The organism is Flavobacterium adiutor, assembly GCF_048282555.1.
Taxonomy (GTDB): domain Bacteria; phylum Bacteroidota; class Bacteroidia; order Flavobacteriales; family Flavobacteriaceae; genus Flavobacterium.
Map to the genome: position 1 here is coordinate 1,355,094 of NZ_CP182487.1, position 24,228 is coordinate 1,379,321.

Here is a 24,228-nt window from a genome sequence, read left to right on the forward strand (position 1 = left end):
TATGAAAATTTTAAAAATTACAATGTTGGTATTAGCTTTAGGATTAATGTCATTTTCGGCAATTACACCTATAAAAGTGATCGCTTCAAAAGTAGAAAGTAAGTTTGATGCTTCTACTATTGTATGGAAAGCAGAAACAATTGATGTAGGACAAATTCCACAAGGAACGCCAAAAGCAATTGTTTTCGAATTTAAAAATACGGGAAAGACGGCTGTTGTAATTACAAATGTGCAGGGATCATGTGGCTGTACTGCCACTGATTATACGAAAGAACCAATCCTTCCTGGCAAATCTGCAAAAGTTACAGCAACTTATAATGCAGCAAACAAAGGTGCTTTTACCAAAACGGTTACCGTTACAACAAGTGGAGAAGCAACTCCTAAAGTACTGACTTTGAAAGGTACAGTTATCTAAAATAAAGTTGATTATATAAAGGTGGAAACTCCCGGCATGTGATGTGTCGGGAGTTTTTTTTATGCCGAAATATTATTTTGAAATGAATTTGTTTTTACGGAAACTTTTCTATTTTTATTCAAAAAAATATTATGAAAATTTGGTACAGTTTTACTGTTATTATACTTGTTTCTATTGCTGTTTCATGCAACTCAAAAGGAGATAAAAAACAAGACCAAAAAGAAGAAAAGGTTGTAATCCCGGAACTTAAACTTTCAATTGACAGTTTAGCAATCGCCCGATTTTATGAGACGTATCCCAAATTGAAAAATTTTCAGGACAAGGTTGCTGTTTTATATATTAAAAAACAATCGACTCAATTGTGGCTTGATAACAAAGGTGTTGTTGAGTTCGGAAATACGCTGTATAATAAATACAAAGGGTTAGAAAATGAAGGTTTGAAAGCTAATTTCCCCTATAAAGAAATCAATGCTGTTTTTGAGAACAACTCGGTTAATAAACTTTCAAAAGTTGATACCGATTTGATGATTACCAATTTGTATTTCTATTATACGGAAAAAGTATACAGAGGTTTTGATGAGAAAACATCTATTTCACTAGAATGGCTGCTTCCGAGAAAGAAACTCAATTATCAGGTTTTAACCGATTCTCTTTTTGAAAAATCGACTATAAGCGATGACAGGAAGAGTAAAATGTTCAGCCAGTATTACAAACTTCGCGATGCACTTCACCAATACAGGGATATTGAAAAAAAGGGAGGCTGGAAAACAATTGAAGTTGGAGAAGATTATACAGGTTTGAAATTAGGAGATTCTTCGGTAATAGTTGGTCAAATCAGAGAAAGGCTTTTTATAACCGGAGATATTAAGGAAGATAATAAAAGTGCTGTTTGTGATACGGTTTTGATGAAAGCGGTCAAAAATTATGAATTACGCCATGGCTATGCACCAAAGAATACGATTTTATTAGAACATATCAATGATTTGAATATTCCGGTTTCTGACCGAATCAAAACGATTATTGCCAATATGGAGCGCTGTCGCTGGATTGATCCTGAACTGGAAAAAGGCAAAAAATATATTGAAGTCAATATTCCGGAATTTAGACTGTATATAGTCGAAGATGGTAAGATTGCATTTGTATCGTCGGTTGTAGTGGGAAGGACAATGACCAAAACGGTTATTTTCAGTGGAATGATGAATAATATTGTTTTTAGTCCGTACTGGAATGTTCCGCCAAGCATTATCAAAAGCGAAATAAAACCGGGAATTGCGAAAGACAAAGATTATCTGGCAAAGAAAAATCTGGAATGGAACAACGGGGCGGTAAGGCAGCTTCCGGGTAAAAATAACTCACTTGGACTTGTAAAGTTTTTATTTCCAAATTCCAGTAACATTTATCTGCATGATACGCCTTCTAAAAGTTTATTCGAAAGAGAAAGCAGGGCTTTTAGCCATGGCTGTGTACGTGTAGCGAAACCTCGTGAACTGGCCATTGAATTGTTGAAAGATGACCCGAAATGGACTCCGGAAAGAATTGACAAAGCCATGCATGCAGGAAAAGAAAGCTGGTACACCCTTAAGAAAAAAGTTCCGGTTTATATTGGTTATTTTACCGCCTGGGTAGATCGCGAAGGACAGCTGAATTTCTATAAAGATATTTACAAAAGAGATGAAAGCCTGATTAAATTATTGACGGAAGAGTAAATAAGGCAGCTACGTTAATTTTTACGCAGATTACAGCAGATTTAATTAGATTTTTTGGCATGTCTCATAAAAAATTTGCTTAAATCTTTTTTGAATCTGCGTGAAAAACAATTTAGGAAATCCTTTCCTATATCCTAAAGGTTCATCGCATTGTACAAAACTATTGCGATAAAATATCAACACATTTATAAAATCGTTTGGTATAATGCTCTTCATCAAGTCCCGTAATGGTGACTTTTTGTGCTTTTCCGGAGGAAGCGTGTATAAATTTTGACTGCATTCCGTTGGCTTCGCAAATGATACCAACATGTCCAATAACACTTCTGTCTTTGTATCCATAAAAGACTAATACATCTCCCACTTTAAATTCATCAGGTTTCAGGGTCTTGCCTATATTTTTGTATCCGCCGGAACTTCTCGGTAAGGTTAAACCAAAATTCCTGAAAACGTAAGATACAAACCCCGAACAGTCAAAACCTTTGTTTGGATTGTTGCTTGCATACAAATATCGTGTTCCTAAATATTGTTTTGCATATGAAATGACAGAATCCCGCTCAATTTCAGTCAGGGTGTTTCTTTTTGAAACGAATTCGTTTTTATTGTCTTTTTTTAAAGCAAAAGAAGAAAATAAAACAGTAAGCAGAAGAAACAGGGCAGAAATTGTAGTTTTCATGTGAGCGGGCAGATAAATATTGAGTGTATAAAAGTAAAGCGTTTGTTTACAATATCAAAATGAGTCTGAATTCTGGAAAACGCTTTTTGGTATTTTTTTATTGCTTTTTGACATTTTAGTATCTTTCTGCGAAATGTAATTCAGATATATTTGTGAAATATATTTATATTTTAACGAATAAATTATGGTTATCAAAAAAATACCGCTTTTAATTTTGTTTTTACTGATTTCTGTTCTGGCAATTTCACAAGAAACGCCAAAAACCTTTTTGTACTCAGGAAGGGTAGAGGTAATGCAGGATAGTAAAGCTGTTCTGATTGGAACTGCAGCTTCGGTATCGTTTAATTTTTCAGGCGAAAAATGTTCTGTTTTACTTCAAAGTATTGATTCCTGGGAACATCATAATTATGTGGTGTTAGAGCTCGATGGGCAGTACATGGGAAAAGTCAGAATCGAAAAGGGACCGGTTCAGTCTTTTGAAATTAAGGCTACTTCTAAACAAAAAGTACATACTCTAACTATTTATAAAGGGACTGAAGCCACAATGGGGAATGTATTATTTGCAGGAACTACAGCAAAATTGATGACAATAACTCCAGTCAGAAAGAAAAAAATCGAATTTATTGGAGATTCCATAACAAGTGGAGCAGCAAATGATCCGTCAACAATTCCATGTGATCAGGGAGAATATTTTGATCATCATAACGGTTATTATGCCTATGGACCGATTATTTCAAGAAATATTGATGTTAACTATTTGATGAGTTCTGTTTCCGGAATTGGGATTTACCGTAACTGGAATGATGAAGGTTCTGAAGTGCCGATCATGCCTGCTGTGTATGAAAATTTGTATTTGACAAAAGATGCTTCAAAACCTAAATATGATTTCGCTTTTCAGCCTGAAATTATCAGTATTGCTTTAGGAACCAATGATTTTTCTAAAGGTGACGGCATCAGAGAACGTTCGCCTTTTAGTCCTGAAAAATATGTTTCGAATTATGTCAATTTTATAAAGATGTTATACCAGCATAATCCAAATGCACAATTGGTTTTAACAAACAGCCCAATGGTAAACGGAGAAAAAGCCGTAATTTTTGAAGACTGTCTGAATAAGATAAAAGCCGAATTTGATGCTGATAAATCGCACAAGCCCATTCTGATTTTCAAATTCAAGCCTATGACACCAAGCGGTTGTTCAGGCCACCCGAATATTGAAGAACACAAAATTATGGCTGCAGAATACGGATCATTTTTAAAAAATCTGCTAAATGAAAAATAATATATTTAAGTTTGTTTTTTCTCTGATCTCTGGTACGATGATGGCAAACGTTTCTCTTCCGAATATTTTTGGCGATAATATGGTATTGCAGCGTAACTCTGAAGTGAAAATTTGGGGATGGGCCAATCCAAAAGAAGAAATCAAATTGGTTTCCAGCTGGAACAATCAGGAATATAAAGTTACAACAAACAATCAGGCGCAATGGGAACTTAAGATCAAAACGCCTGAAGCCGGAGGGCCTTATACCATTTCGATAAAAGGCTATAACGAAGTGATGCTGAAAAATATTTTGATTGGTGAAGTCTGGGTTTGTTCCGGTCAGTCCAATATGGAAATGTCTGTAAGCTGGGGAATCGATAACGGGGAGGAAGAAGCCAAAAATGCTATGAATCCTAATATTCGTTTTTTTACCGTTCCAAAATTAACAGCTAAGAATCCGCAGAATAATTTATTAGGAAACTGGATCGAATCGACTCCGGAAACCATGAAATACTTTAGTGCGGTTGGCTACTTCTTTGCCAAACGTTTAAGAGAAGATTTAAAAAATGTTCCAATCGGATTAATTTCTTCCAACTGGGGCGGAACTCCCGCAGAAATCTGGATGCCTGAAGAAGTCGTTCAGAATGATGCTGTTTTATTAGAAAATGCCAAAAAACTAAACGAGCAGGAGTACGGACCAAGACAGCCAGGCCGTGCTTACAATGCCATGATTTCTCCTTTTGCTGGATTTAAAATTGCAGGAACTCTCTGGTATCAGGGCGAATCCAATGTAGGTTCAGAAGTTTATGATAAAACCTTATCAGCTTTGATTACGTCATGGCGAAAAGTGTGGCAGGATGATTTTCCGTTTTATTATGTTCAAATTGCGCCTTTTAAAACAGGCAGCAACAATTTCTCCAATGTTATCCTTCGCAACTCCCAGCGGAAACTTCTAAAAGAAATCAATAACACCGGAATGGTCGTGATTAGCGATGTTTCGGATACAATTGATATTCACCCGAAAGATAAAAAATCAGTTGGAATTCGTTTAGCAAATTTAGCTTTGGCAAATACTTATAAAACCAACTCTAATCTGGTAAACGGTCCGCTTTTTAAAGAAATCAAAATGGATAAAAACAAGGCAATTGTTTCTTTTGATTATGCTGACGGATTATATTTTAAAAACAAAGTGACTAAACAGTTTGAAGTTGCCGGAACCGATGGAACTTTTTATCCTGCGGAAGCTTCAATAAAAAACAATCAGGTAATCGTAACGAGTAAAAAAGTACCGAATCCTGCAAAAGTAAGATTTGCATGGGGAAATACAATTCAGTCCGATTTGTTTAATAAAGCGAATCTGCCGGCTTCCTGTTTTATTTCGGAGTGAGGATTTAAGATTTTCGATTAACGATTTTTGATTTAAGATTTTGCGTGTTTTGTCATTTTCTCTTTCTTGGAAGGACAAAATCATGAGGGGTTCTTTAGTTATTAAAATCAAAAATTCTTGTTTACCCGTTGCGTGAGGGATAGTAGAGTAAAGCCCACAGCCTGACGGAGGAAGGGCGAGGACTTGAAACGGATAGCCCGCCCCGTAAGGACACGCCCAAAATATAAAACTAACTATCATGAAAAATAAAAGAATATTAATTATTGGGGTTTTGACCCTGTTTACAGCCGGAAATATGAATGCACAGAAGAAACCGTATCTGGATAAAAATAAAACGATTGAACAACGAATTGAACTGCTTTTGCCATTGATGACTTTGGAAGAAAAAGTGGGACAAATGAATCAATATAATGGTTTTTGGGATGTGACCGGGCCGGCTCCAAAAGGTGGAAATGCCGAATTGAAATACGAACATCTGAGAAAAGGATGGGTGGGAAGCATGTTGACAGTTCGCGGCGTGAAAGAAGTTCGTGCCGTGCAGAAAATTGCGGTCGAAGAAACCCGATTGGGAATTCCGCTGATTATTGGTTTTGACGTCATTCACGGTTATAAAACGTTAAGTCCTATTCCGTTGGCAGAAGCGGCAAGCTGGGATTTGGAAGCGATTAAAAAATCGGCTGCGATTGCGGCAGATGAAGCATCGGCATCCGGAATTAACTGGACTTTTGGGCCTAATGTAGATATTACAAACGATGCCCGCTGGGGACGTGTGATGGAAGGCGCCGGAGAAGATCCGTATCTGGGGAGTAAAATTGCGATTGCAAGAGTAAAAGGGTTTCAGGGAGAGACAACTGCTGATCTGGCAAAAGTAAACACCATAGCAGCCTGTGCCAAACACTTTGCAGCGTATGGTTATGTAGAATCCGGGCGTGATTATAATTTGGTTGACATCAGTAATTCAAAGTTATTCAATACCGTTTTACCTCCTTTCGAAGCGGCAGCAAAAGCGGGTGTAAGAACCTTCATGAACTCCTTTAATCTGGTGAATGGTATTCCGGCAACGGGAAATGTTTTTCTCCAAAGAGACATTTTGAAAGGCAAATGGAAGTTTGATGGTTTTGTGGTTTCAGACTGGGCTTCGGTTCGTGAAATGATTATGCATGGTTATGCCAAAGATGGTGAAGATGCTGTTTTAAAAGCGGTTACAGCAGGTTCTGACATGGATATGGAATCGCATTTGTATGTTGTGGAGCTAGTGAAATTAGTTAAAGCCGGAAAAGTAAAAGAAACTTTGATTGATGATGCGGTGAGAAGAATTTTGCGCGTGAAATTTCAACTGGGCTTATTTGATGATCCATACAAATATTGTGATGAAAAACGTGAAAAAGCAACTATCGGAAATAAAGCCAATAATGATGGTGTTCTGGATATGGCGAAAAAATCAATTGTATTATTAAAGAACGATAAAAATCTGCTTCCGCTAAAGAAATCAGGACAAAAAATTACTTTAATCGGCGCTTTGGCAAATGATAAAAACAGCCCGCTGGGAAGCTGGAGAATTGCAGCAGAGGACAATACTGCAGTTTCGGTTTTAGAAGGGATGCAGCAATACAAAGACAATCAACTGGTTTTTGAAAAAGGAGCAGACTTGATTATTGGAAAAGCTACTTTTTTAGATGAGGTTGTTTTTAATACAACGGATAAAAGCGGATTTGAAGCTGCGAAAACGGCAGCTAAAAATGCAGACGTTGTGGTGATGGTTTTGGGTGAGCATGGTTTTCAGAGTGGGGAAGGACGCAGCAGAACAAACCTTGATTTACCGGGATTACAGCAGGAACTGTTAGAAGAAATTTACAAAGTGAATCCAAATATTATCTTGGTTCTCAATAATGGACGTCCGTTGACTATTCCGTGGGCGGCAGAACATATTCCGGCTATTGTTGAAGCGTGGCATTTGGGAACACAAACCGGAAATGCCGTAGCACAGGTTTTATACGGAGATTATAACCCGAGCGGGAAATTACCAATCTCTTTCCCCAGAAATGTAGGTCAAGTTCCAATTTATTACAACAATTACAGTACAGGAAGGCCTGTAAATGTGGATAAAAACGTGTTTTGGTCGCACTTTTCAGATGTAGAAAAAACACCTCAGTTTCCTTTTGGTTTTGGATTAAGTTATACGAAGTTTGATTATAAAAATTTAAAAATAAATAAAACTGCTTTTGCAAAAGGTGAGCCCATTCAGGTGAGTGTTGAGGTAACCAATTCAGGTAATTATGATGGAAAAGAAGTGGTTCAGTTGTATATCCATGATGATTTTGCCAGTATCGCCAGACCGGTTGAAGAACTGAAAGGTTTTGAATTGGTGAATCTGAAAAAGGGAGAAACAAAAACCGTAACTTTTACTTTGACGGATGCTGAACTTGGTTTTTATGATAATAACGGAAATTACTTGGTTGAACCTGGGACTTTTAAACTTAAGGTTGGAGGAAGTTCTGATTCAGGTTTAGAGAGTGGATTTGAGTTGAAGTAAAAAGACTCTAAAAATATTTATTCACGCAGATTTTGCAGATTTTTTATCTCGATAATCTGTTAAATCTGCGTGAGTTTTTTTGTATTTTTAAAACCTATTTTAACTTTCAACTATTAAACTAAAACAATGAAATATAACAGGTGTGGAAAAAGCGGGTTATTGTTACCTGAAATTTCTTTAGGATTATGGCATAATTTCGGATCGGTAGATAATTTTGAAAATGCTGAAAGTATAGCTTTAGAAGCTTTTGATAAAGGAATAACTCATTTTGATCTGGCAAACAATTACGGACCGGTTCCAGGATCTGCTGAGACTAATTTCGGAAAAATATTGTGGCATAATTTTCAGGGGAATCTGCGTGATGAAATCGTGATTTCTACAAAAGCGGGTTACACCATGTGGGATGGACCTTATGGCGATTGGGGTTCAAGGAAATATCTGCTTTCTAGTTTAGATCAGAGTTTGAAAAGAATGAAGATTGATTATGTAGATATTTTTTACTCACACCGTCCGGATCCTGAAACACCAATTGAAGAGACCATGATGGCACTTGATTATGCCGTTAGAAGCGGAAAAGCATTGTATGTAGGTATCAGTAATTACTCGGCAGAACAAACCAGAGTTGCCGTTGACGTTTTGAAACAATTAGGAACCCCATGTCTGATCCATCAGGCTAAATATTCAATGTTAGTACGTTGGGTTGAAGAAGGCTTATTAGATGTTCTGGAAGAAAAAGGAGTAGGGTGTATTGCCTTTTCTCCTTTGGCACAAGGGCTTTTAACCGATAAATATTTAAACGGAATCCCTGAAAATTCCCGTGCTCATAATCCAAACGGACATTTGAGAGAAGATGAGGTGACAGCAGAACGAATTCAAAAGCTAATCCGGTTAAATGAAATTGCTCAAAACCGTAATCAGTCTTTAGCACAAATGGCATTGGCCTGGCTTCAGAAAGACAAACGCATTACATCGGTATTGATTGGTGCAAGTTCAGTGAGACAATTAAATAATAATATTGAATGTCTGCAAAATCTGGATTTTACACAAGATGAATTAAATGCGATTGAAAAGATTTTAGCGTAATGCTTTTTTACCATATAAGTCATATAAGTTCATTTTACAATGCGTTTAAAACTATTTTTTATATTTTCTTATATTACTTATATGGTTTAAATAAATTATTTTTTCTTCAATTCTAAATTGTACTTTTTTACAATTTCAAGAGTAGATTTGTCTCCGTTAAAAACAGAATTCAAACCTTGCGGCTCTTGCGGAGGATCTGTAGTTAACGGATCTCCGGGATTCCATTTTCCGGTTTCGTTTACTGCTTTTCCTTCACCGCCGTAACCCCAGAAATTAGCGGCCTGCAAAGGCCCACCACTTTTACGGCTTTCAACGACTCTTCCAAAAATATAGTTATAGAATTGATCACGATAAACGGAAGACGCGCCAGCATTTAAATTTTCATTTTCTCTCGGGAGTCCAAATTCTTCAATAATAATAGGTCTTTGCAGATTATTGGCAATTTTAACATGGGCATCAATATACTTTCCTGCATTTTCAATAGTGGCAGCAATAGTTGCTTCTGCATTATCGGCTTTAAACCAGTTCCAGTTTTTTGGCCAGATGTGCATGGTCAGATAGTCGATATTCGGATTTTGATGGGTTCTTTCGAAAATTTCCATGCTGTCATTTGAGCTGTTTTTTCCTTCAGAACCTGTAGAAACCAAATGATTTTGGTCTAAACTGTTAATTAAATCGACAATATTATTCAGCCATTTGGTGAATTTAACTTCGTTTTCTGGCGTAAAAGTTCGAGGTTCATTTCCAACCTGCCATGCCATAATCGTGTTGTCTTCGTTGTATTTCTTTTTAGAATAAGCGTTAGTTCTTCCAATAATAAACTTCACATGATTATTCAGCGCTTCCATACAAGGTTCGCAGCTGTGAAATTGTTCGGTATACGACATAAACTGAGGCCATGTATTTGGCGGAATATTTGGAATTGGAACAGAACCTTTGCCGTTCCATTCTAAATATTGTGACATTCCGCCCGACCATTCCCAATTGTTGGTCAGGTACAAAACAGCATACATTTTACGTTTGCTCATTTCGTTAATCAAGAAATCCAAACCGTCTAATAAATCTTCATCATATTTTCCTTGTTCGTATTGCAAAGCCGGACGAACGGTGAAATCATATTTTCCGCCATCAGCACCAACCAAAATACGTAAATTATCGATTCCGTTTTTTTTCATGAAATCCAATTCGCGTAAAAGTCTTTTACGATCACCTATTTTCTTAGAAGCCAGCATACTTCCGTACCAATAATTGGTTCCAATGTAAGCATAAGGTTTGTCGCCTTTGTAAAATTCGTTTCCTTTTACGGTAATTCTTTCCTGCGCCTGACACGTTATTGTCGATACGAGTAAAGCTAATCCGAGGGTTTTTAAAAATCTGTTTTTCATGCTTGATATTTTTTAGAAGCTAATCCTGCTATCCGCTGTATCTTTTGTGCCGAACCCCGGCACAAAAGGATGCCGCTGCTATCAGGGCTAGGAGTTTACGCTCTTGAATAAACTATTTTGGGAGTTCATACATTTTTGGCAACGAATTTACTAATGCCGATTTGGGTTTTGTGGCAAAGGTTTTAAAATCAGCTGCATTCGAAACCGAACCATTCGGAACATAATAACCATCTGTATTATTATTCCAGAACATAACGTAACTTATTTGGATATCATTTTTAGTTAAAGCATTATACAATAAAGTCGAAAACCAATCGGTAATAGCTGGGTTTTTGTTGGTTACACGATAACCAGTTTCCGTCAAAGCAGCGATTTTTACTTTTGCTTTAGCGTAATCAGAAAGGATTTTTAATTTAGAGTTTGCTTTGTCAGATCCGGTTTGTCCTTGATTATTGAAATCTCCGTAATTGTCCATTCCAATAATGTCAACATATTTATCGCCTGGATATCGGCTTAAATAAGCAGATTCGGTTGTGTAGGAATTGTCAGGAGAAAAGGCATATAAAATGTTGTGAACGCCTTTTACGTTTTTTAAATAATCAACAGTAAACTGATAGGCTTTTTTGTATTCGTCGGCCGTACAGAAGTCAGCTCCCCACCAAAACCAGCTTCCGTCAAATTCATGAAAAGGTCTGAAAATAATCGGAATCAACTCGCCTTTTGCACCTTTTAGGTTTGAAACAACACTGGCTACTTTGTCTAATTTTTTCTTATACCATTCATTGTTGGCTCCGCCAGGTAAAATACTTTTAAATGCTGTTGCTTTTTGTTCCGAAGTCATGTCGGCTGTATAAAAAGACTCATCGTTGTACGGTTCTCTGATATGCCAGCTGAAAGTATTGATTATGCCTTTTGCGTAAGCCTTTTTAACATCTGAGGTAATTTTAAGTTCTTGTTGATAGAACCAGTTACTGGCTTGTTCATTATTTTTTTTATCAGTGATGAACATAAAATCCGAACCCAAAACGGCAGGATCAAAACCTGTGTTTTTTTTGATATCAGATTCACCGCCTGCATCTTGGTAAAAGCTGTTGAAAGCATCCTGCTGACCAACGGCAGTTTTGGTCTTACCTAGTCTCTTTAAGTTATAAAATAGCGCTATAGTTTCTTTTGATGCGTTTGCATCAGCCATATAATTTGATACATTTTGTATAGTCAGAGGATCATCCTGCGTTGGCGGATCAACTATAACTTCGTTATCTGATTCTTTATCAGATGAGCAGCTTGTAAGTGCCAAAGACAAGAAACTCAAAAATGCTGTTTTTAGAAATCTGTTTTTCATTTTTAATTTATTTTAATAGCTTAACTTCAATATTATCAGCTAATAAAGTTCCTGTGCAAGCACTCATTGCAACCATAATCCGGTATTGTTTTGCACCTTCCGGAATTGGGAACGTTTTTTTGAAAGCGGTCCAGTCAGTAGTTCCAGTTACAGTTCCAATAATTTGGTCTTCTGAGGCTTTGGTTGTGTCGTTTTTTTTGAATTCGATGATAAACATTCCGTTATTCCACGGATCTTTACCTTGTTGAATATCTTTTGCTTTTAACCACCCTGAAATTTCTATGGTTTTATCTCCGTTATTAATATCAGCTATCTGGTCAATTGCTTTCCATTCGGCTGTTTTTGAAGTGATTTCTACAGCGGTATTGCCCTCTTTTTTATCTGTAGCCGAAATAATTCCGGCACCATTCCATGAGTTTAGATTGTCTTCGAAATTTCCGTTAGAAAATTGTTTTGGAGTTGAAATTGTTTTTTGACCTTCTTGAATTGTAATTATTGGATTTAGCTTAAAATATTCTTCTTCAGAAAGGGCAGTTGCATTTACGTCATCAAAAAACAGAGAACCATTTGTTTGCGCCAATGCCAGCATGATTCTGATTTTTTTGGCGTTTTCAGGAACTAAAACCGTTTTTTTATAATTGGTCCAGGTTACAGACCCTTTTACTTGCGCTATGTTTTCGGAAATTATCTTCTTTCCACCGCTGTTTGTAAATTCGGCAATCATTAAACCTGCATTATACGATTCTTTGCCGCCTTCGATCTGATCAGCTTTTACCCAAACGCTGAATTCTACCGCATACGTGTCTTTTGGAATATTTATAATTTGATCTATTGCTTTCCATTCAGCACCAGTAAACTGATTGATTACAGCACTGTTATTACCTGTTTTTTTGTCGTAAGGAGAAAGGGTGGCGGCATCACCATTCCAGTTTAATGTTTCAGATTCAAAACCACCGTTTTTAACCAGATTGGTTTGTGCATGGTTTATCGCACTAAAAAATAATAAACTAAAGAAAAAGAGTTGTTTCATATATGTGAAATTTGTTTTTTTAGAGGTCATATATGGTATCGCCTTTTATTTGTAGGTTTTTGCTTTTGTAAACTTGTTAGAGGCGATTTCATAATTGTTTTTTAATGCAATAATCAGTTTTATGAAAGTGAAATAAGTTAAGTTTTTATTCTTTGTATCAGTTCCAAACAGGCTCTGCCGTTGTGATAAGGGCATTTCCAGAAACCCGCTTTGTCTTTTTGCATTACAGAATAATCACTGTAAACGCCCCAAAACCATTCGCCGTTTTCTTTGTCGAGTATGTGTTTTTTGGTGAATTCCCAGTTTTTGTACACAATATCCAGATATTCTTCTTTACCGGTTAATTGGTACGCATTATAAAACCCGATTAAGGCTTCGGCTTGTGGCCACCAATGTTTTTCGGCAATTAATTCTTTTTTTTCTGGATCATATTCGTACCATAGGCCGCCATCAGAATCGATTCCTTTTTTTGTGGTTTCGGCAATCTGTATTGCGTATTTTTGATATTTGGCAATTAACGTTTTATCTTCAGAAATTTCCGCACATTGCTGTAAAAGCCAGGCTGCTTCAATATCGTGTCCGTATGAAATAACGTCTGGTTTTTCGATCCATTTTTCATCAAAAAACAAACGAAGATGTCCGGTTTTGGTATTAATAAAATGTTTCTCAATGGTTTCAAGAAGCTCAATCATACTATTTTGAAGCGTCTTGTTTTTCCACACTTTATATAAATTCGCATAGGCTTCAATAATATGAAGATGCGTATTCATGGTTTTCTTTTCGTTGGCGTCTTTTTCGCTTAAACGCAAGTCATCAATGGGTTTCCAATCTCTTGTAAAAGCTTCCATATACCCTTTGTTTACAGGATCATAACTATAATCTTGAATTTTTGAGTATAAATTAATGGCCATTTCTAAAGCTTTTTCATTTTTAGAAATGGCATAAAATTCAGATAATCCGTAGATTGCAAATGCCAGCGCATAAATTTGATTTTTGGTGTCTTTTGGCGTTTTATCGGCATTGATGCTCCAAAACAGACCGCCAAATTGATTGTCGTAAAAATGTTCAGACAGAAACTCAAAGGCTCTTTCAGCTAGTTTTTTGTGGTTTTCGTTTTTTGTGGTCTGATAACTTGCTGAAAACGTCCATAAAATGCGGGCATTTAAAACTGAACCTTTTTCTGAATCTGCTATAATGTGATTGTTAAAATCAATCTGGCCAATGAAACCTCCGTTTTGATTGTCGATGGTATTTTTTGACCAATATGTAAGAATCGAATCCAGTTCGTTTTCGAATGCTGATTTTAACTGTTTTAATTTTTCGGACACTTGGTTATTATATTGCGTTGTTTTTTTTGATTTGAGTGATGATGCTTTCTACAGAACCTGCTGATATAAAGGTGTCTGTCGGCGCATTGGTTACATAGTCGACTAATTTTTCTATTGATGAAACAGCAACGTGCATTCTGGTATCTGATGACGCATAATAGATGTAAACAGTTCCGTTTGTATCTTCAATCCATCCGTTTGAGAATAATACATTCGATACATCGCCAACTCTTTCTATTCCTTCAGGTCCCATAAAATGTCCGGCAGGAATATGAGTGACTTTCGAAATATCATGTAAATCAGTCATGAACATATATAAAGTGTAGCGTAATCCTGCAGCGGTATTACGAACTCCATGCGCCAGATGCAGCCAGCCTTTTGACGTTTTGATAGGAGCAGGACCAAGACCATTTTTCAATTCATAAATAGTATGATATTGTTTCCCAAAAATGATTTTTTCGTCTTTTACAACCGGATTCGTCATATCATCAATATATCCTAAACCAATTCCGCCTCCTGAACCAACATCAATAAATCCATCCTGCGGACGTGTGTATAAAGCGTATTTTCCGTTTACAAATTCTGGGTGTAAAACCACATTTCGCTGCTGTCCTGTATTTGAAATTAAATCCGGAAGTCTTTCCCAATTGATTAAATCTTTAGTACGAACGATGCCTGCATTGGCTACAGCTGAACTTGTATCGCCTTTCGGAGCTTTAGTATCTTTTCTTTCTGTACAAAAAATACCGTAAACCCAGCCGTCTTCGTGGTTGATTAAACGCATATCATAAACGTTTGTATCTGGTTCTGCATTCTGCGGAATCACGCATGGTTTGTCCCAGAATTTGAAATTATCGATTCCGTTTGGACTTTCTGCAATGGCAAAAAATGATTTTCGGTCAATTCCTTCTACTCGAACGGCAAGAAGGTATTTCCCCTTCCATTTCATTGCTCCGGCGTTAAAAGCGGCATTCATTCCAATTCGTTCTTGTAAAAAAGGGTTTGTATCTGCGTTGAAATCAAAACGCCAGTTCAACGGTACATGAGCAGCGGTTACTACCGGATTTTTATATCGCTGATAAATACCGTTGCCGATTGTATTCTGAGGTTCATTTTTAAGTTCAATGAGTGTTTGATGTTCCTTTTCTAATGCTACTTTTCTATCCTGAAATGTAGCGGCCGTTATTGTTGTCATATAAATTGATTTCTAAATCTGTATTTTATTTTTTTGGTCTCTTTTTGTATTTAAATCCTGTTCTATAGTTTGCAGTTTTTCTTCGTTTAAAGGATAGAAGGCTATGAAGCTCACTGATATTGCTGCAGCGATGGCAGGCAGAATACTTAACATTAACTGAATTCCGTGTTGGGCTGTAGCTGTTTGTTCAACATTTGCCTGAAAACCGTAGTATCCCAAAAGCCACCCGGCTCCGGCTCCGCCAATTGTCCATCCGAATTTTTGTGACATTGATGATGCTGAGAAAACTAACCCAGTGGCACGACGGCCTTGTTTCCATTCTGAGTAATCAGCGCTGTCAGCGTACATTGACCAGATTAATGGGAAAATACATCCGGCACAAATGCTGATTAAAATTTGAAAACTCATGATGAGGGAAATATCTTCTTTTCCGAAGAAATAGAAAATTATACTTAAAATTGAAGCGAGTGTCATAGCGCCAAAAAAGGTTTTCTTTTTACCAATTTTGTTGGCAATTGGCGTAGCAATAATTACTCCGATGATATTGGCAGCTTGCCCTAAAACCAAATAGATAGAAGTGGGGGTCATGTGAAAATCACTTCCCAAAATTGAAAAATCAAAGTTTACAGCGCTGCTTACGTAATATTTGAAGTAATATACTGCTGCACCGTCTCTGATAGAATTGAAAATCAAAGTTCCAATTCCGGCACCTAATAAAATCCACCACGGTTTGTTTTGGACTAAATCTTTTAAATCTTCTTTTAAATTTGATTGTTCGCTTTCAATAGGTTTTACTCTTTCTTTAGTGAAGAAGAAACAAGCCCAGAAAAAAGCAGTGGTAATAATTCCGAAAACCGTAATGGTAGCGAGCCAGCCCGTTTTAGAATTTAAATTTCCTCCAAAATAGTTCACCAGAGGTTCGATTAACCAAAGTGCTAAAAGACTTCCGCCGAAGGCAAAAACCATTCTATAAGATGATAATGTGTTTCTGTCTTTTCTGTCTGATGACATTACTCCTAAAAGGGAAGCATACGGAACGTTGATTAAAGAATAAATCATCATCATTAGCGAATAGGTTACGTAGGCATAGATGATTTTCCCTTTTTCGTCAAAATCAGGAGTGTAAAAAGTTAAAACTCCAATCACGGCGAAAGGTATGGCTACCCAAAGTAAATAAGGCCTGAATTTTCCCCATTTTGTTTTTGTTCTGTCGGCAATGATTCCTACAATCGGGTCAAAACAAGAATCCCAGATTCTGGTAATCAGGAACATTGTTCCCACTACAGCCGGAGCCAGACCGAAAACGTCGGTATAGAAAAACAGTAGATACATGCTGAAGATTTTCCAGAACATTGAAGAAGCGGCATCTCCAAGTCCATAACCGATTTTTTCTTTTAAGTGAATTTTGTCGTGCATTGGTTGATGTTTAAGATTTTTGTTTTTAGTATAGTTTTAAAGTTTTTTAATGTCTTTTTCAAATAAGGTTTGTTCCAGCTGGTAAAAATCGATGAAATCTTTTTCGCTGATCTGACCTTTAAATGGCGCATAATAATGCATTTTCTGCTCTTTTTCCTGCCAGCCGTGATTTCTCCAGAGCAAGGCATACGAAATTTTAAAATCGCCAATCGCTTTAGAAAAAGTTCCTGTCCACCATTTGGGGTCTGGAATAGCTTCATAACCTGCTTCAGCCAAAGCAATCAGTTTATGTTTTTTTTGAGCGATTTCGTTTATAATTTTAAACTGACTTTGTACTTCGGCGATAAACTTTTCGCCGTTTTTGTCATCAGCATTTTGGTAACTGTCAAAGCTTAAAATATCAGTAAATTCATCACCCGGATAGTTTTCTAAAAAAGCTTCTTTTGAGTCGAAACTACCGGTGTTGTAGATATAAATTAAATTATGTACTCCTTTTTTTTGCAGATATTCGAAAGTGAATTTCCAGATTGCTTTAAATTCTTCGGGAGTACAATTTCCTTTTCCCCACCAAAACCAGCTGCCTGTTGATTCATGGTAAGGCCTGAAAAGAATTGGAATATTTTTTCCTTTTCTATCTTTTAAGGACAAAAAGAAAATAGCTGCTTTGTCAAGCCAGGATTTGAATTTTACATGATTCTTTTCGCCAGGTAAAATGGTTTTTAGAGAGTTTGGCGTGTTGTCCCAGGCATTTTTTCCAGTTGACGGATTGTCAAAATGCCAGCTAATTGTTGAAATTCCTCCACGTTCATTGGCTTCAATAATATATTGTTTCATTTTAGCAAAAGGTACTCCGTCAATATTATTAATATCTCCTTTTTCTAAACCAGCAATATCCCATCCGTAAACGGCAGGATAATCGCCTACAACATCTTTTATATCACTTCTTCCGTTTTCATATTTCCAGTTTACACCATAAGCAAGGTCATCCTGATGTCCGAAAAGATATCCTTTTTGGGTTAGTAAATTCAGTTTTTTATAAAGTGAAACTGTTTCAGGTGTTGATTTTTTGTCTGAAAGTGACAAATTAATATTATTTGTAGCTTTCTGTGAAGAACATGAAATTCCTGTAAAGGCTGATATTATAAGGATTATTATGTTTTTTTTCATTTATAATATTGTTTTTTAAGAGTAGTAATCCATTAATTCATAAAACGGCGGGTAGCAAGTTTCTTGATTTTTTTTGAATAGGAATTCAATGTGATAATTTCTTTAAAATTATTAAAACTATAAAAATATATTAGTTTAAAAATCAATAATACTTAATAATTAATTATTGTTTTGAACAAATGATAATTTTATTTTTCAAAGATAATCCGATGTTTATACTTCATTTAATATTATTTTATCAATTATATATCATATTATTGCAATTGAATTTGTTGTTTTTTGTGTTAAAAAGAAATATTAATAAATGAGTACAACTAAAAATTTTTACAGAGAGATAGCGCCTCTTTCAAGTGGAGACAGCTTTTTAGTCTTTGACAGAGTTAAAGATAGTTTTGATTTTCCGGTGCATTACCATCCTGAATTTGAAATTAATTTTATTTTAAACGGAAAAGGAGTGAGACGTGTCGTGGGAGATAATATTGAAGAAATAGATAATATTGAACTCGTTTTGATTGGTCCCAATTTATATCACGGCTGGGAGTTGAATAAGTGCACTAATAAAAAGATACATGAAATAACCATTCAGTTTCATAATGATCTTTTTCATGAATCACTGCTTGCCCGACGTATTATGAATCCGATTCGGGATATGTTTAATCGCTCAATTCACGGAATTTTATTCTCTAAAAAAACTGCCGAAGAATTAGCTCCAAGATTGATAAAACTCTCTAAATTAGATGGTATGGATTATTTTTTAGAAATCACTTCATTGTTGTATGATTTGGCAAATTCCAGAAATCAAAGACTGCTTTCTACGTATACAGTAGATTATGATACTTTTGATGATTATGATAAAATGAAGCTGGTTTATGAATATGTACAGAAACATTTTGCTGATAAAATTACTTTAGAAGATGTGGCAAATGTGGCGAGCATGTCTATAATTTCTTTTAACCGGTTCATTAAAAAACGTACCGGAAAAACTTTTGTAAACTACATTAATGATATCCGGATAGGATATGCTGCCCGTTGGCTGGTTGAAAAAGATATGAGTGTTTCAGAGGTGGCTTTTAAATCTGGTTTTAATAATATAGCTAATTTCAATCGCAGTTTTAAAGCGATTAAAAACTGTACACCCAGTCAGTATCGTGAGGATTTTTCGGGATTGAAGCGCATTTTGTAGTGATACTTTTTTTTCATAAATAAATATTATTTTTAACGAAATCGTTTTAATTTTTTCGATTTTATTAATTATTGTTTATTTGTTCTTGGGTTTTTGTGCTGTTTAATTGCGAATATTTCAATAAATTAATATTTTTATTTTATTATGTGTTTTTTTAAAACAGCATGGTAAAAATATTATCATTAAATGATATAATACTATTAACTTCCTATAATCTTCTGTTATAGATTTGTTAAAAATAAATCGGTAAAATGCGATCTTTTTTTTACCGCTTTATAAAGTATTAAACTTTCAACTAACCAAACATTTATTATGAAAAAACTAATGACTAATTTTATTCATTGGAATGCTAACCACAAGGTTATTCCATTGATGTTATTTCTATTGCTGAGTAACTTCATAACAGCTCAGGTAAAAGTATCAGGTGTCGTGTCTGATGAAAAAGGAATGTCGATTCCTGGTGCCAACATTTCGATAGACGGTTCTAAAGTTTCGACTTCAACTGATTTTGACGGAAAATATTCAATCGATGTTCCGGCAAATGCAACTTTAGTGTATTCTTTTATAGGATTCAATACTCAAAAAGTAGCGGTTAATGGAAAAACGGCTATCAATGTCTCTCTTAAGCCAACGTCGGAAGATCTTAAAGAAGTTGTAGTAATTGGATATGGAACTGTAAAAAGAAAAGATGTAAACAGTGCAATTTCAAGTATTGCTTCAAAAGATATAGAAAATTTAAAAGTTGCTTCTTTTGATCAAATGATGCAGGGTAAGGCTGCGGGAGTTGTAGTGAATAGCAATTCAGGTGAGCCAGGAAGTAATGTTTCTGTTCGTATTAGAGGGGTTTCTTCTTTAACAGGGACCAACGAACCATTATATGTAATTGATGGTGTGCCAATTTCTGGTGATGCACGTAATTCGTCTACTTCTGGAAGAAATGCTTCAGGAAATTCTAACTTTTCAAATGCTGGAAATATAACTTTAAGTCCACTTTCATTGATTAATCCAAATGACATTGAGTCAATTGATATTTTGAAAGATGCTTCTGCAACAGCTATTTATGGTTCCAGAGGAGCCAATGGAGTTATTATTGTAACCACTAAATCAGGAAAGAAAGGGACAGGGAAATTAACTTTTGAAAATTCATATTCGATTAGTAATCTTCCTAAAAAATTATCATCTATGAATTTGCAACAATTTGCAATTCATCAAAATGCATTAGCAGAGGTTTACGATCCAACTTCAAAACGTCCTGAATTTGCTCATCCTGAACTTTTGGGAGCAGGAACAGATTGGCAAGATGCGATTTACCAAACAGGAATTATGAAATCTAATCAATTGTCCTTTTCAGGTGGAAAAGAAGGGATTAGCTACTATGTTTCAGGAGGTATTTTGAATCAGGAGGGTATTGTAATCGAATCAGGATTTAAAAGATATAATTTTAGAACAAATATTGATGCAAGAGTAAATAAATTTATAAAAGTAGGGGCTAATGTAAGTGGGACAATTACAGATGAGAAGCTAACTTTGAATGGTCAATTTAACGGAGTAATTGCGACTTCTTTATTGGCAACTCCAGATGTTGCTGTTTATGAACTTTCGGGAGCGTTTTCGGGACCTCCTTCAGGTGGGGCAACTTCATTTGTTAATCCTGTGGCAACATCTTTATTAGGATCTAATACATTAGTAAGAAAAAATTATGCCGGAAATTTTTATACACAAGTTGATATTCTTAAAGGGTTAGAGTATCGTTTTGAAGTAGGGGGGTATATTTATAATAATCTTGGGCAACAATATGATCCGATGTATTCATTGGGTAATGCAGTAAAGGCTTATGCAAATTTATATTATAACCCATCTGAAGGAAATTCCTGGAACTTAAAGAATATGCTAACCTATCGTAATGTTATTGGTAAACATAATTTTACTCTTTTGGGAGTTCAGGAATCCAATAGAGCGCATTGGGAAGGGTATTCTATAAATGCTACAGGATTTAAAGATAATAGCGATCATTCGTTATCAGCCTCAGATTTAAATAAAGCAATTATTGGTAGCCCGTACAGCGGAACACAAACATTGTCTTCTTATTTAGGAAGGGTAGTTTATGATTACGCTGATCGTTATGGGTTAACAGGTTCTGTAAGAGCGGATGGCTCTTCAAAATTTTTCGTAGGAAATAAATGGGGTGTTTTTAGTTCGGTAAGTGGTTCTTGGAAGCTTTCAAATGAGTCGTTCATGGAAGGGACTAAAAAATATGTCGATAATATTAAATTAAGAGCAGGTTGGGGACAAACAGGGAACAACCAGATTCCAAATAATGTGTACGACTCTAATTTGCATATCGTAAACAGTACAATGGGAACTTCTTATTTACCTGCCAATTCAAATAATAAAAATGTAAAATGGGAAACACAAGAGCAAACTAATTTTGGGTTAGATTTTACTTTGTTTGATTCTAAGTTGGCAGTAACGTTTGATGCTTATAAAAAAGTTTCTAAAGACTTTCTTTACCAGGTGCCTTTGCCATACTTCCTTTCCGGGGGCGGTAGTTACGAAGGAGGTGTTGATCCACCTTATTTTAACTTAGGGAGTATGCAAAACAAAGGTTTTGAAATTACTTTGGGTTATGATAATAAATTTACTGAAAATTTTTCATGGAATTCTAGTTTGAATTTTACACGTTATGTAAATGAAGTTTCGGATATGGCGGGATTGAATATTACAAAAACGATGAATACACTTGCCTATAATACGGTATCGGTTTCAAGAACGCAAGAAGGTTTGCCAATTGGGTCATTTTATGGATATGAAGCAAGGGGGATTTATCGTACAGATGACGATTTAATGACTTACGGACATACTGATGCGGGTGGAAATAAAGTAGTTTTGAAAAACGGTACAAACTCTTTGTTGCCAAATTTTGTTAAAGGTGATGTAATTTATAAAGATCAAAATAATGACGGGGTAATAGATCAAAATGACCTTGTAGCTATTGGAAATCCTAATCCTAAATTCTCATACGGTTTTACAAATAATTTTAAGTATAAAAATATAGATTTATCTATTTTTCTTCAAGGAACTGTTGGTAATGATTTAATGAACTTAACACGCCATTCAGGAACCATGAATAGCAATATAGGTACAAATTATTTAACCGATGCAGCTGATTTTTATTCAGCTACTAATTTGGATGCTTCTTTGCCAAGACCTTCAACTTACGACCATATTAATAATGCTATTTCAAGTCGTATGATTGAAGATGGAACTTATTTAAGAATTCAAAACGTAACTTTAGGATATTCTTTGCCTTTGGATCTTATCTCTAAAATCAAATTATCCAGATTAAGGGTTTATGTATCAGGTCAAAACCTTTACACCTTTACAAACTATAAAGGTTACGATCCTGAAGTTGGATCATTTAACCAAGATGCTTTATTATCAGGGATAGATAATGGACGTTATCCAGTGCCAAGACAAGTTACTTTTGGTTTTAATGTTGAATTTTAATTAACTAAGCAATGAAAAAAAATATATTTAAAAGAACAGGTAGTATATTATTAGCCGGGCTAATGTTGTTATCATCCTCATGTTCGCAAGATTTTATAGACGTGCCTGCTGAAGGTGCTCCTACAATGGGGAATTATTATGATTCTGATGAAAAGCTTGATAATGCAACAAATGGATTGTATGGAATTGTGTGGTTTAATATGAATAAATCGGCTTTTTTTGGAATTACCGATGTTATTTCTGGAAATATGTATGCAGATGTTTATAATGATTTCGGAAAATTTACAGATTTAAGTTTTACCAATTCGCAGTCTTTTATTTCAGATGCATGGCGCTCTTGTTACGGGGCTATTGCTAACTGTAATGCGTATATAAATGTTTTGCCACAAAGTGTTGGTCCTAATGTAAGTAATGAAGCACTTAAAAATACATTGGGAGAATGTCATTTTATTCGGGCATTTTCATATTTTTTCTTAGTAAGATTGTGGGGAAATGTTCCTATTATTGAAAACACAGCTGATTATACTCAGAATTTTGTGATTCCGAGTAATCCAACTGAAGATGTATATAAATTCATCGAAATGGATTTGAAATATGCTATTGAAAATTTAAGAAAAAAAACCAGAGGGAGTGATTATGCTGCAAATGCACACGTTTCTAGTGGTTCTGCTAAAGCATTTTTGGCTAAAGTCTATTTGTATCAAAAAAGATATGCTGAAGCTGCCGCATTGGCTCAGGAAGTTATAAATAGTGGAGAATTTAAATTATTAGGTGGAGATGAATTGCCAACAATGTCTTTTGCAGATTTGTTTTTGCAAAAAAACAATAACAATCAAGAGTCAATTTTTTCCTGGCAATGGACAGGTACCGGTACTTATTTTGAGGGTAATTTTAGTAATACATTATTTGCTCCGGAAAACAGATTGGTTGAAACAACATATTCTGGACAAATTGCCCCATCTCAGGACTTAATTAAAAATGTTTATGAAAATGGAGACAAAAGAAGAAAAGAAACTTTTATGCTACCAGGTGATTATTATCCAAATTTGAGCTATGCAGAAACTTTAGATGTAGATTCTAAAATACTTTTAGGTTATACTTTTAAAGAAGAAAATGAAGCTCAAAATTCAGGTGCAGGTTTAAAAAAATATGTAATCGGTAAAGAAAATATCCCAATTACAGGAGTTTTTAATAAACCTTTTAATGGTGAAAGTAGTATGAATAGTTATATGATGCGCTATGCAGAGTTGTTATTAATTCATGCAGAAGCCATTTTGGGTTCTCAAACCGGAAGTACTTCTGATGTCAATGCGTTAAAATCTTTTAATGCGGTTCGCAGAAGAGCTGGGCTGGCAGAGAAAACATCTATAACTTTTGATGATATTTTTAAAGAAAGACGTGCTGAATTAGCTTGTGAAGGAGATTATTATTTTGATTTAGGTCGTTTGCCATTCGCAAAAGCGAAGCAAATTATGGAGGCTCAAAACAGAGGAAATCAAGAAGTAGAGAAACATATATCTATCTCTGCATCTAATTTGTTATTGCCTTACCCTGCGGATGATTTAATTAAAAATCCAAAATTAAAGGAAGTAGCTCCTTATAATTTTAAATAATTTAAAA

17 protein-coding genes are annotated in these 24,228 nt (G+C 35.4%); 9 read left to right on the plus strand and 8 right to left on the minus strand.

Annotated features, from left to right (window positions below; all coding sequences use genetic code 11):
• Position 1 precedes the first annotated feature (1 nt).
• Together ACNC7R_RS06060 and ACNC7R_RS06065 are read left to right on the plus strand one after the other, a co-directional pair.
• Positions 2 to 415 carry a DUF1573 domain-containing protein gene (locus ACNC7R_RS06060; protein ID WP_417940049.1) on the plus strand — a complete coding sequence of 138 codons (414 nt, stop codon included), beginning with the start codon at positions 2 to 4 and terminating at the stop codon, positions 413 to 415.
• Between the two features lie 131 nt (positions 416 to 546).
• Positions 547 to 2,121, plus strand: coding sequence for a L,D-transpeptidase family protein (locus tag ACNC7R_RS06065; protein WP_417940050.1), 1,575 nt, complete (start codon positions 547 to 549; stop codon positions 2,119 to 2,121).
• A gap of 160 nt (positions 2,122 to 2,281) precedes the next feature.
• Here ACNC7R_RS06065 and ACNC7R_RS06070 read toward each other — a convergent pair whose 3' ends face one another.
• A complete protein-coding gene (locus ACNC7R_RS06070; RefSeq protein ID WP_417940051.1) occupies positions 2,282 to 2,794 on the minus strand; it encodes a C40 family peptidase in 513 nt (170 codons plus the stop codon).
• Positions 2,795 to 2,978: 184 nt separating this feature from the next.
• Between ACNC7R_RS06070 and ACNC7R_RS06075 the strand changes: the two genes are divergently transcribed.
• From ACNC7R_RS06075 to ACNC7R_RS06090, 4 genes are all read left to right on the plus strand, one after another.
• Positions 2,979 to 4,073, plus strand: coding sequence for an SGNH/GDSL hydrolase family protein (locus ACNC7R_RS06075; RefSeq protein WP_417940052.1), 1,095 nt, complete (start codon positions 2,979 to 2,981; stop codon positions 4,071 to 4,073).
• The gene (locus tag ACNC7R_RS06080) at positions 4,063 to 5,439 is read left to right on the plus strand and encodes a sialate O-acetylesterase (protein WP_417940053.1); all 1,377 of its coding nucleotides are present in this window, start codon (positions 4,063 to 4,065) and stop codon (positions 5,437 to 5,439) included. Before ACNC7R_RS06075 ends, ACNC7R_RS06080 begins: the two co-directional genes overlap by 11 nt.
• A gap of 238 nt (positions 5,440 to 5,677) precedes the next feature.
• Entirely contained in the window at positions 5,678 to 7,972 is a 2,295-nt protein-coding gene (bglX, locus tag ACNC7R_RS06085) for a beta-glucosidase BglX (protein ID WP_417940054.1), read from the plus strand.
• A gap of 126 nt (positions 7,973 to 8,098) precedes the next feature.
• Positions 8,099 to 9,055, plus strand: coding sequence for an aldo/keto reductase (locus tag ACNC7R_RS06090; protein WP_417940055.1), 957 nt, complete (start codon positions 8,099 to 8,101; stop codon positions 9,053 to 9,055).
• A gap of 95 nt (positions 9,056 to 9,150) precedes the next feature.
• On the opposite strand, the gene ACNC7R_RS06095 is transcribed toward ACNC7R_RS06090, so the two are convergent.
• From ACNC7R_RS06095 to ACNC7R_RS06125, 7 genes are all read right to left on the minus strand, one after another.
• Positions 9,151 to 10,440: a glycoside hydrolase 5 family protein gene (locus tag ACNC7R_RS06095; RefSeq protein WP_417940056.1), complete on the minus strand. Its 1,290-nt coding sequence runs from the start codon at positions 10,438 to 10,440 to the stop codon at positions 9,151 to 9,153.
• Between the two features lie 112 nt (positions 10,441 to 10,552).
• Positions 10,553 to 11,782, minus strand: coding sequence for a glycoside hydrolase family 26 protein (locus ACNC7R_RS06100; RefSeq protein WP_417940057.1), 1,230 nt, complete (start codon positions 11,780 to 11,782; stop codon positions 10,553 to 10,555).
• A 7-nt stretch (positions 11,783 to 11,789) separates the two neighbouring features.
• Entirely contained in the window at positions 11,790 to 12,812 is a 1,023-nt protein-coding gene (locus ACNC7R_RS06105; RefSeq protein ID WP_417940058.1) for a carbohydrate binding domain-containing protein, read from the minus strand.
• Between the two features lie 137 nt (positions 12,813 to 12,949).
• Positions 12,950 to 14,140 (minus strand): AGE family epimerase/isomerase, encoded by a 1,191-nt coding sequence (locus ACNC7R_RS06110; RefSeq protein WP_417940059.1) that lies wholly within the window; start codon positions 14,138 to 14,140, stop codon positions 12,950 to 12,952.
• Between the two features lie 7 nt (positions 14,141 to 14,147).
• Positions 14,148 to 15,335 carry a glycosidase gene (locus tag ACNC7R_RS06115; protein WP_417940060.1) on the minus strand — a complete coding sequence of 396 codons (1,188 nt, stop codon included), beginning with the start codon at positions 15,333 to 15,335 and terminating at the stop codon, positions 14,148 to 14,150.
• Positions 15,336 to 15,347: 12 nt separating this feature from the next.
• Complete coding sequence (locus tag ACNC7R_RS06120; RefSeq protein WP_417940061.1) at positions 15,348 to 16,751, minus strand: MFS transporter; 1,404 nt, start codon at positions 16,749 to 16,751, stop codon at positions 15,348 to 15,350.
• A gap of 36 nt (positions 16,752 to 16,787) precedes the next feature.
• Entirely contained in the window at positions 16,788 to 17,918 is a 1,131-nt protein-coding gene (locus ACNC7R_RS06125) for a glycoside hydrolase family 26 protein (RefSeq protein WP_417940062.1), read from the minus strand.
• Between the two features lie 304 nt (positions 17,919 to 18,222).
• On the opposite strand from ACNC7R_RS06125, the gene ACNC7R_RS06130 reads away from it, so the two are divergent.
• The 3 genes from ACNC7R_RS06130 (at position 18,223) to ACNC7R_RS06140 (ending at position 24,221) form a co-directional block, all read left to right on the plus strand.
• Positions 18,223 to 19,101, plus strand: a complete 879-nt coding sequence (locus ACNC7R_RS06130) for a helix-turn-helix domain-containing protein (RefSeq protein WP_417940063.1) — start codon at positions 18,223 to 18,225, stop codon at positions 19,099 to 19,101.
• A gap of 312 nt (positions 19,102 to 19,413) precedes the next feature.
• On the plus strand, positions 19,414 to 22,608 hold the full coding sequence (locus tag ACNC7R_RS06135; protein WP_417940064.1) for a SusC/RagA family TonB-linked outer membrane protein: 3,195 nt from the start codon (positions 19,414 to 19,416) through the stop codon (positions 22,606 to 22,608).
• An 11-nt stretch (positions 22,609 to 22,619) separates the two neighbouring features.
• Complete coding sequence (locus tag ACNC7R_RS06140) at positions 22,620 to 24,221, plus strand: RagB/SusD family nutrient uptake outer membrane protein (protein ID WP_417940065.1); 1,602 nt, start codon at positions 22,620 to 22,622, stop codon at positions 24,219 to 24,221.
• Positions 24,222 to 24,228 lie beyond the last annotated feature (7 nt).

Coding starts and splice junctions, on each gene's coding strand:
- ACNC7R_RS06060 (WP_417940049.1), top strand. CDS start 2: ATGAAAATTTTAAAAATTACAATGTTGGTATTAGCTTTAGGATTAATG.
- ACNC7R_RS06065 (WP_417940050.1), top strand. CDS start 547: ATGAAAATTTGGTACAGTTTTACTGTTATTATACTTGTTTCTATTGCT.
- ACNC7R_RS06070 (WP_417940051.1), bottom strand. CDS start 2,794: ATGAAAACTACAATTTCTGCCCTGTTTCTTCTGCTTACTGTTTTATTT.
- ACNC7R_RS06075 (WP_417940052.1), top strand. CDS start 2,979: ATGGTTATCAAAAAAATACCGCTTTTAATTTTGTTTTTACTGATTTCT.
- ACNC7R_RS06080 (WP_417940053.1), top strand. CDS start 4,063: ATGAAAAATAATATATTTAAGTTTGTTTTTTCTCTGATCTCTGGTACG.
- bglX (WP_417940054.1), top strand. CDS start 5,678: ATGAAAAATAAAAGAATATTAATTATTGGGGTTTTGACCCTGTTTACA.
- ACNC7R_RS06090 (WP_417940055.1), top strand. CDS start 8,099: ATGAAATATAACAGGTGTGGAAAAAGCGGGTTATTGTTACCTGAAATT.
- ACNC7R_RS06095 (WP_417940056.1), bottom strand. CDS start 10,440: ATGAAAAACAGATTTTTAAAAACCCTCGGATTAGCTTTACTCGTATCG.
- ACNC7R_RS06100 (WP_417940057.1), bottom strand. CDS start 11,782: ATGAAAAACAGATTTCTAAAAACAGCATTTTTGAGTTTCTTGTCTTTG.
- ACNC7R_RS06105 (WP_417940058.1), bottom strand. CDS start 12,812: ATGAAACAACTCTTTTTCTTTAGTTTATTATTTTTTAGTGCGATAAAC.
- ACNC7R_RS06115 (WP_417940060.1), bottom strand. CDS start 15,335: ATGACAACAATAACGGCCGCTACATTTCAGGATAGAAAAGTAGCATTA.
- ACNC7R_RS06120 (WP_417940061.1), bottom strand. CDS start 16,751: ATGCACGACAAAATTCACTTAAAAGAAAAAATCGGTTATGGACTTGGA.
- ACNC7R_RS06125 (WP_417940062.1), bottom strand. CDS start 17,918: ATGAAAAAAAACATAATAATCCTTATAATATCAGCCTTTACAGGAATT.
- ACNC7R_RS06130 (WP_417940063.1), top strand. CDS start 18,223: ATGAGTACAACTAAAAATTTTTACAGAGAGATAGCGCCTCTTTCAAGT.
- ACNC7R_RS06135 (WP_417940064.1), top strand. CDS start 19,414: ATGAAAAAACTAATGACTAATTTTATTCATTGGAATGCTAACCACAAG.
- ACNC7R_RS06140 (WP_417940065.1), top strand. CDS start 22,620: ATGAAAAAAAATATATTTAAAAGAACAGGTAGTATATTATTAGCCGGG.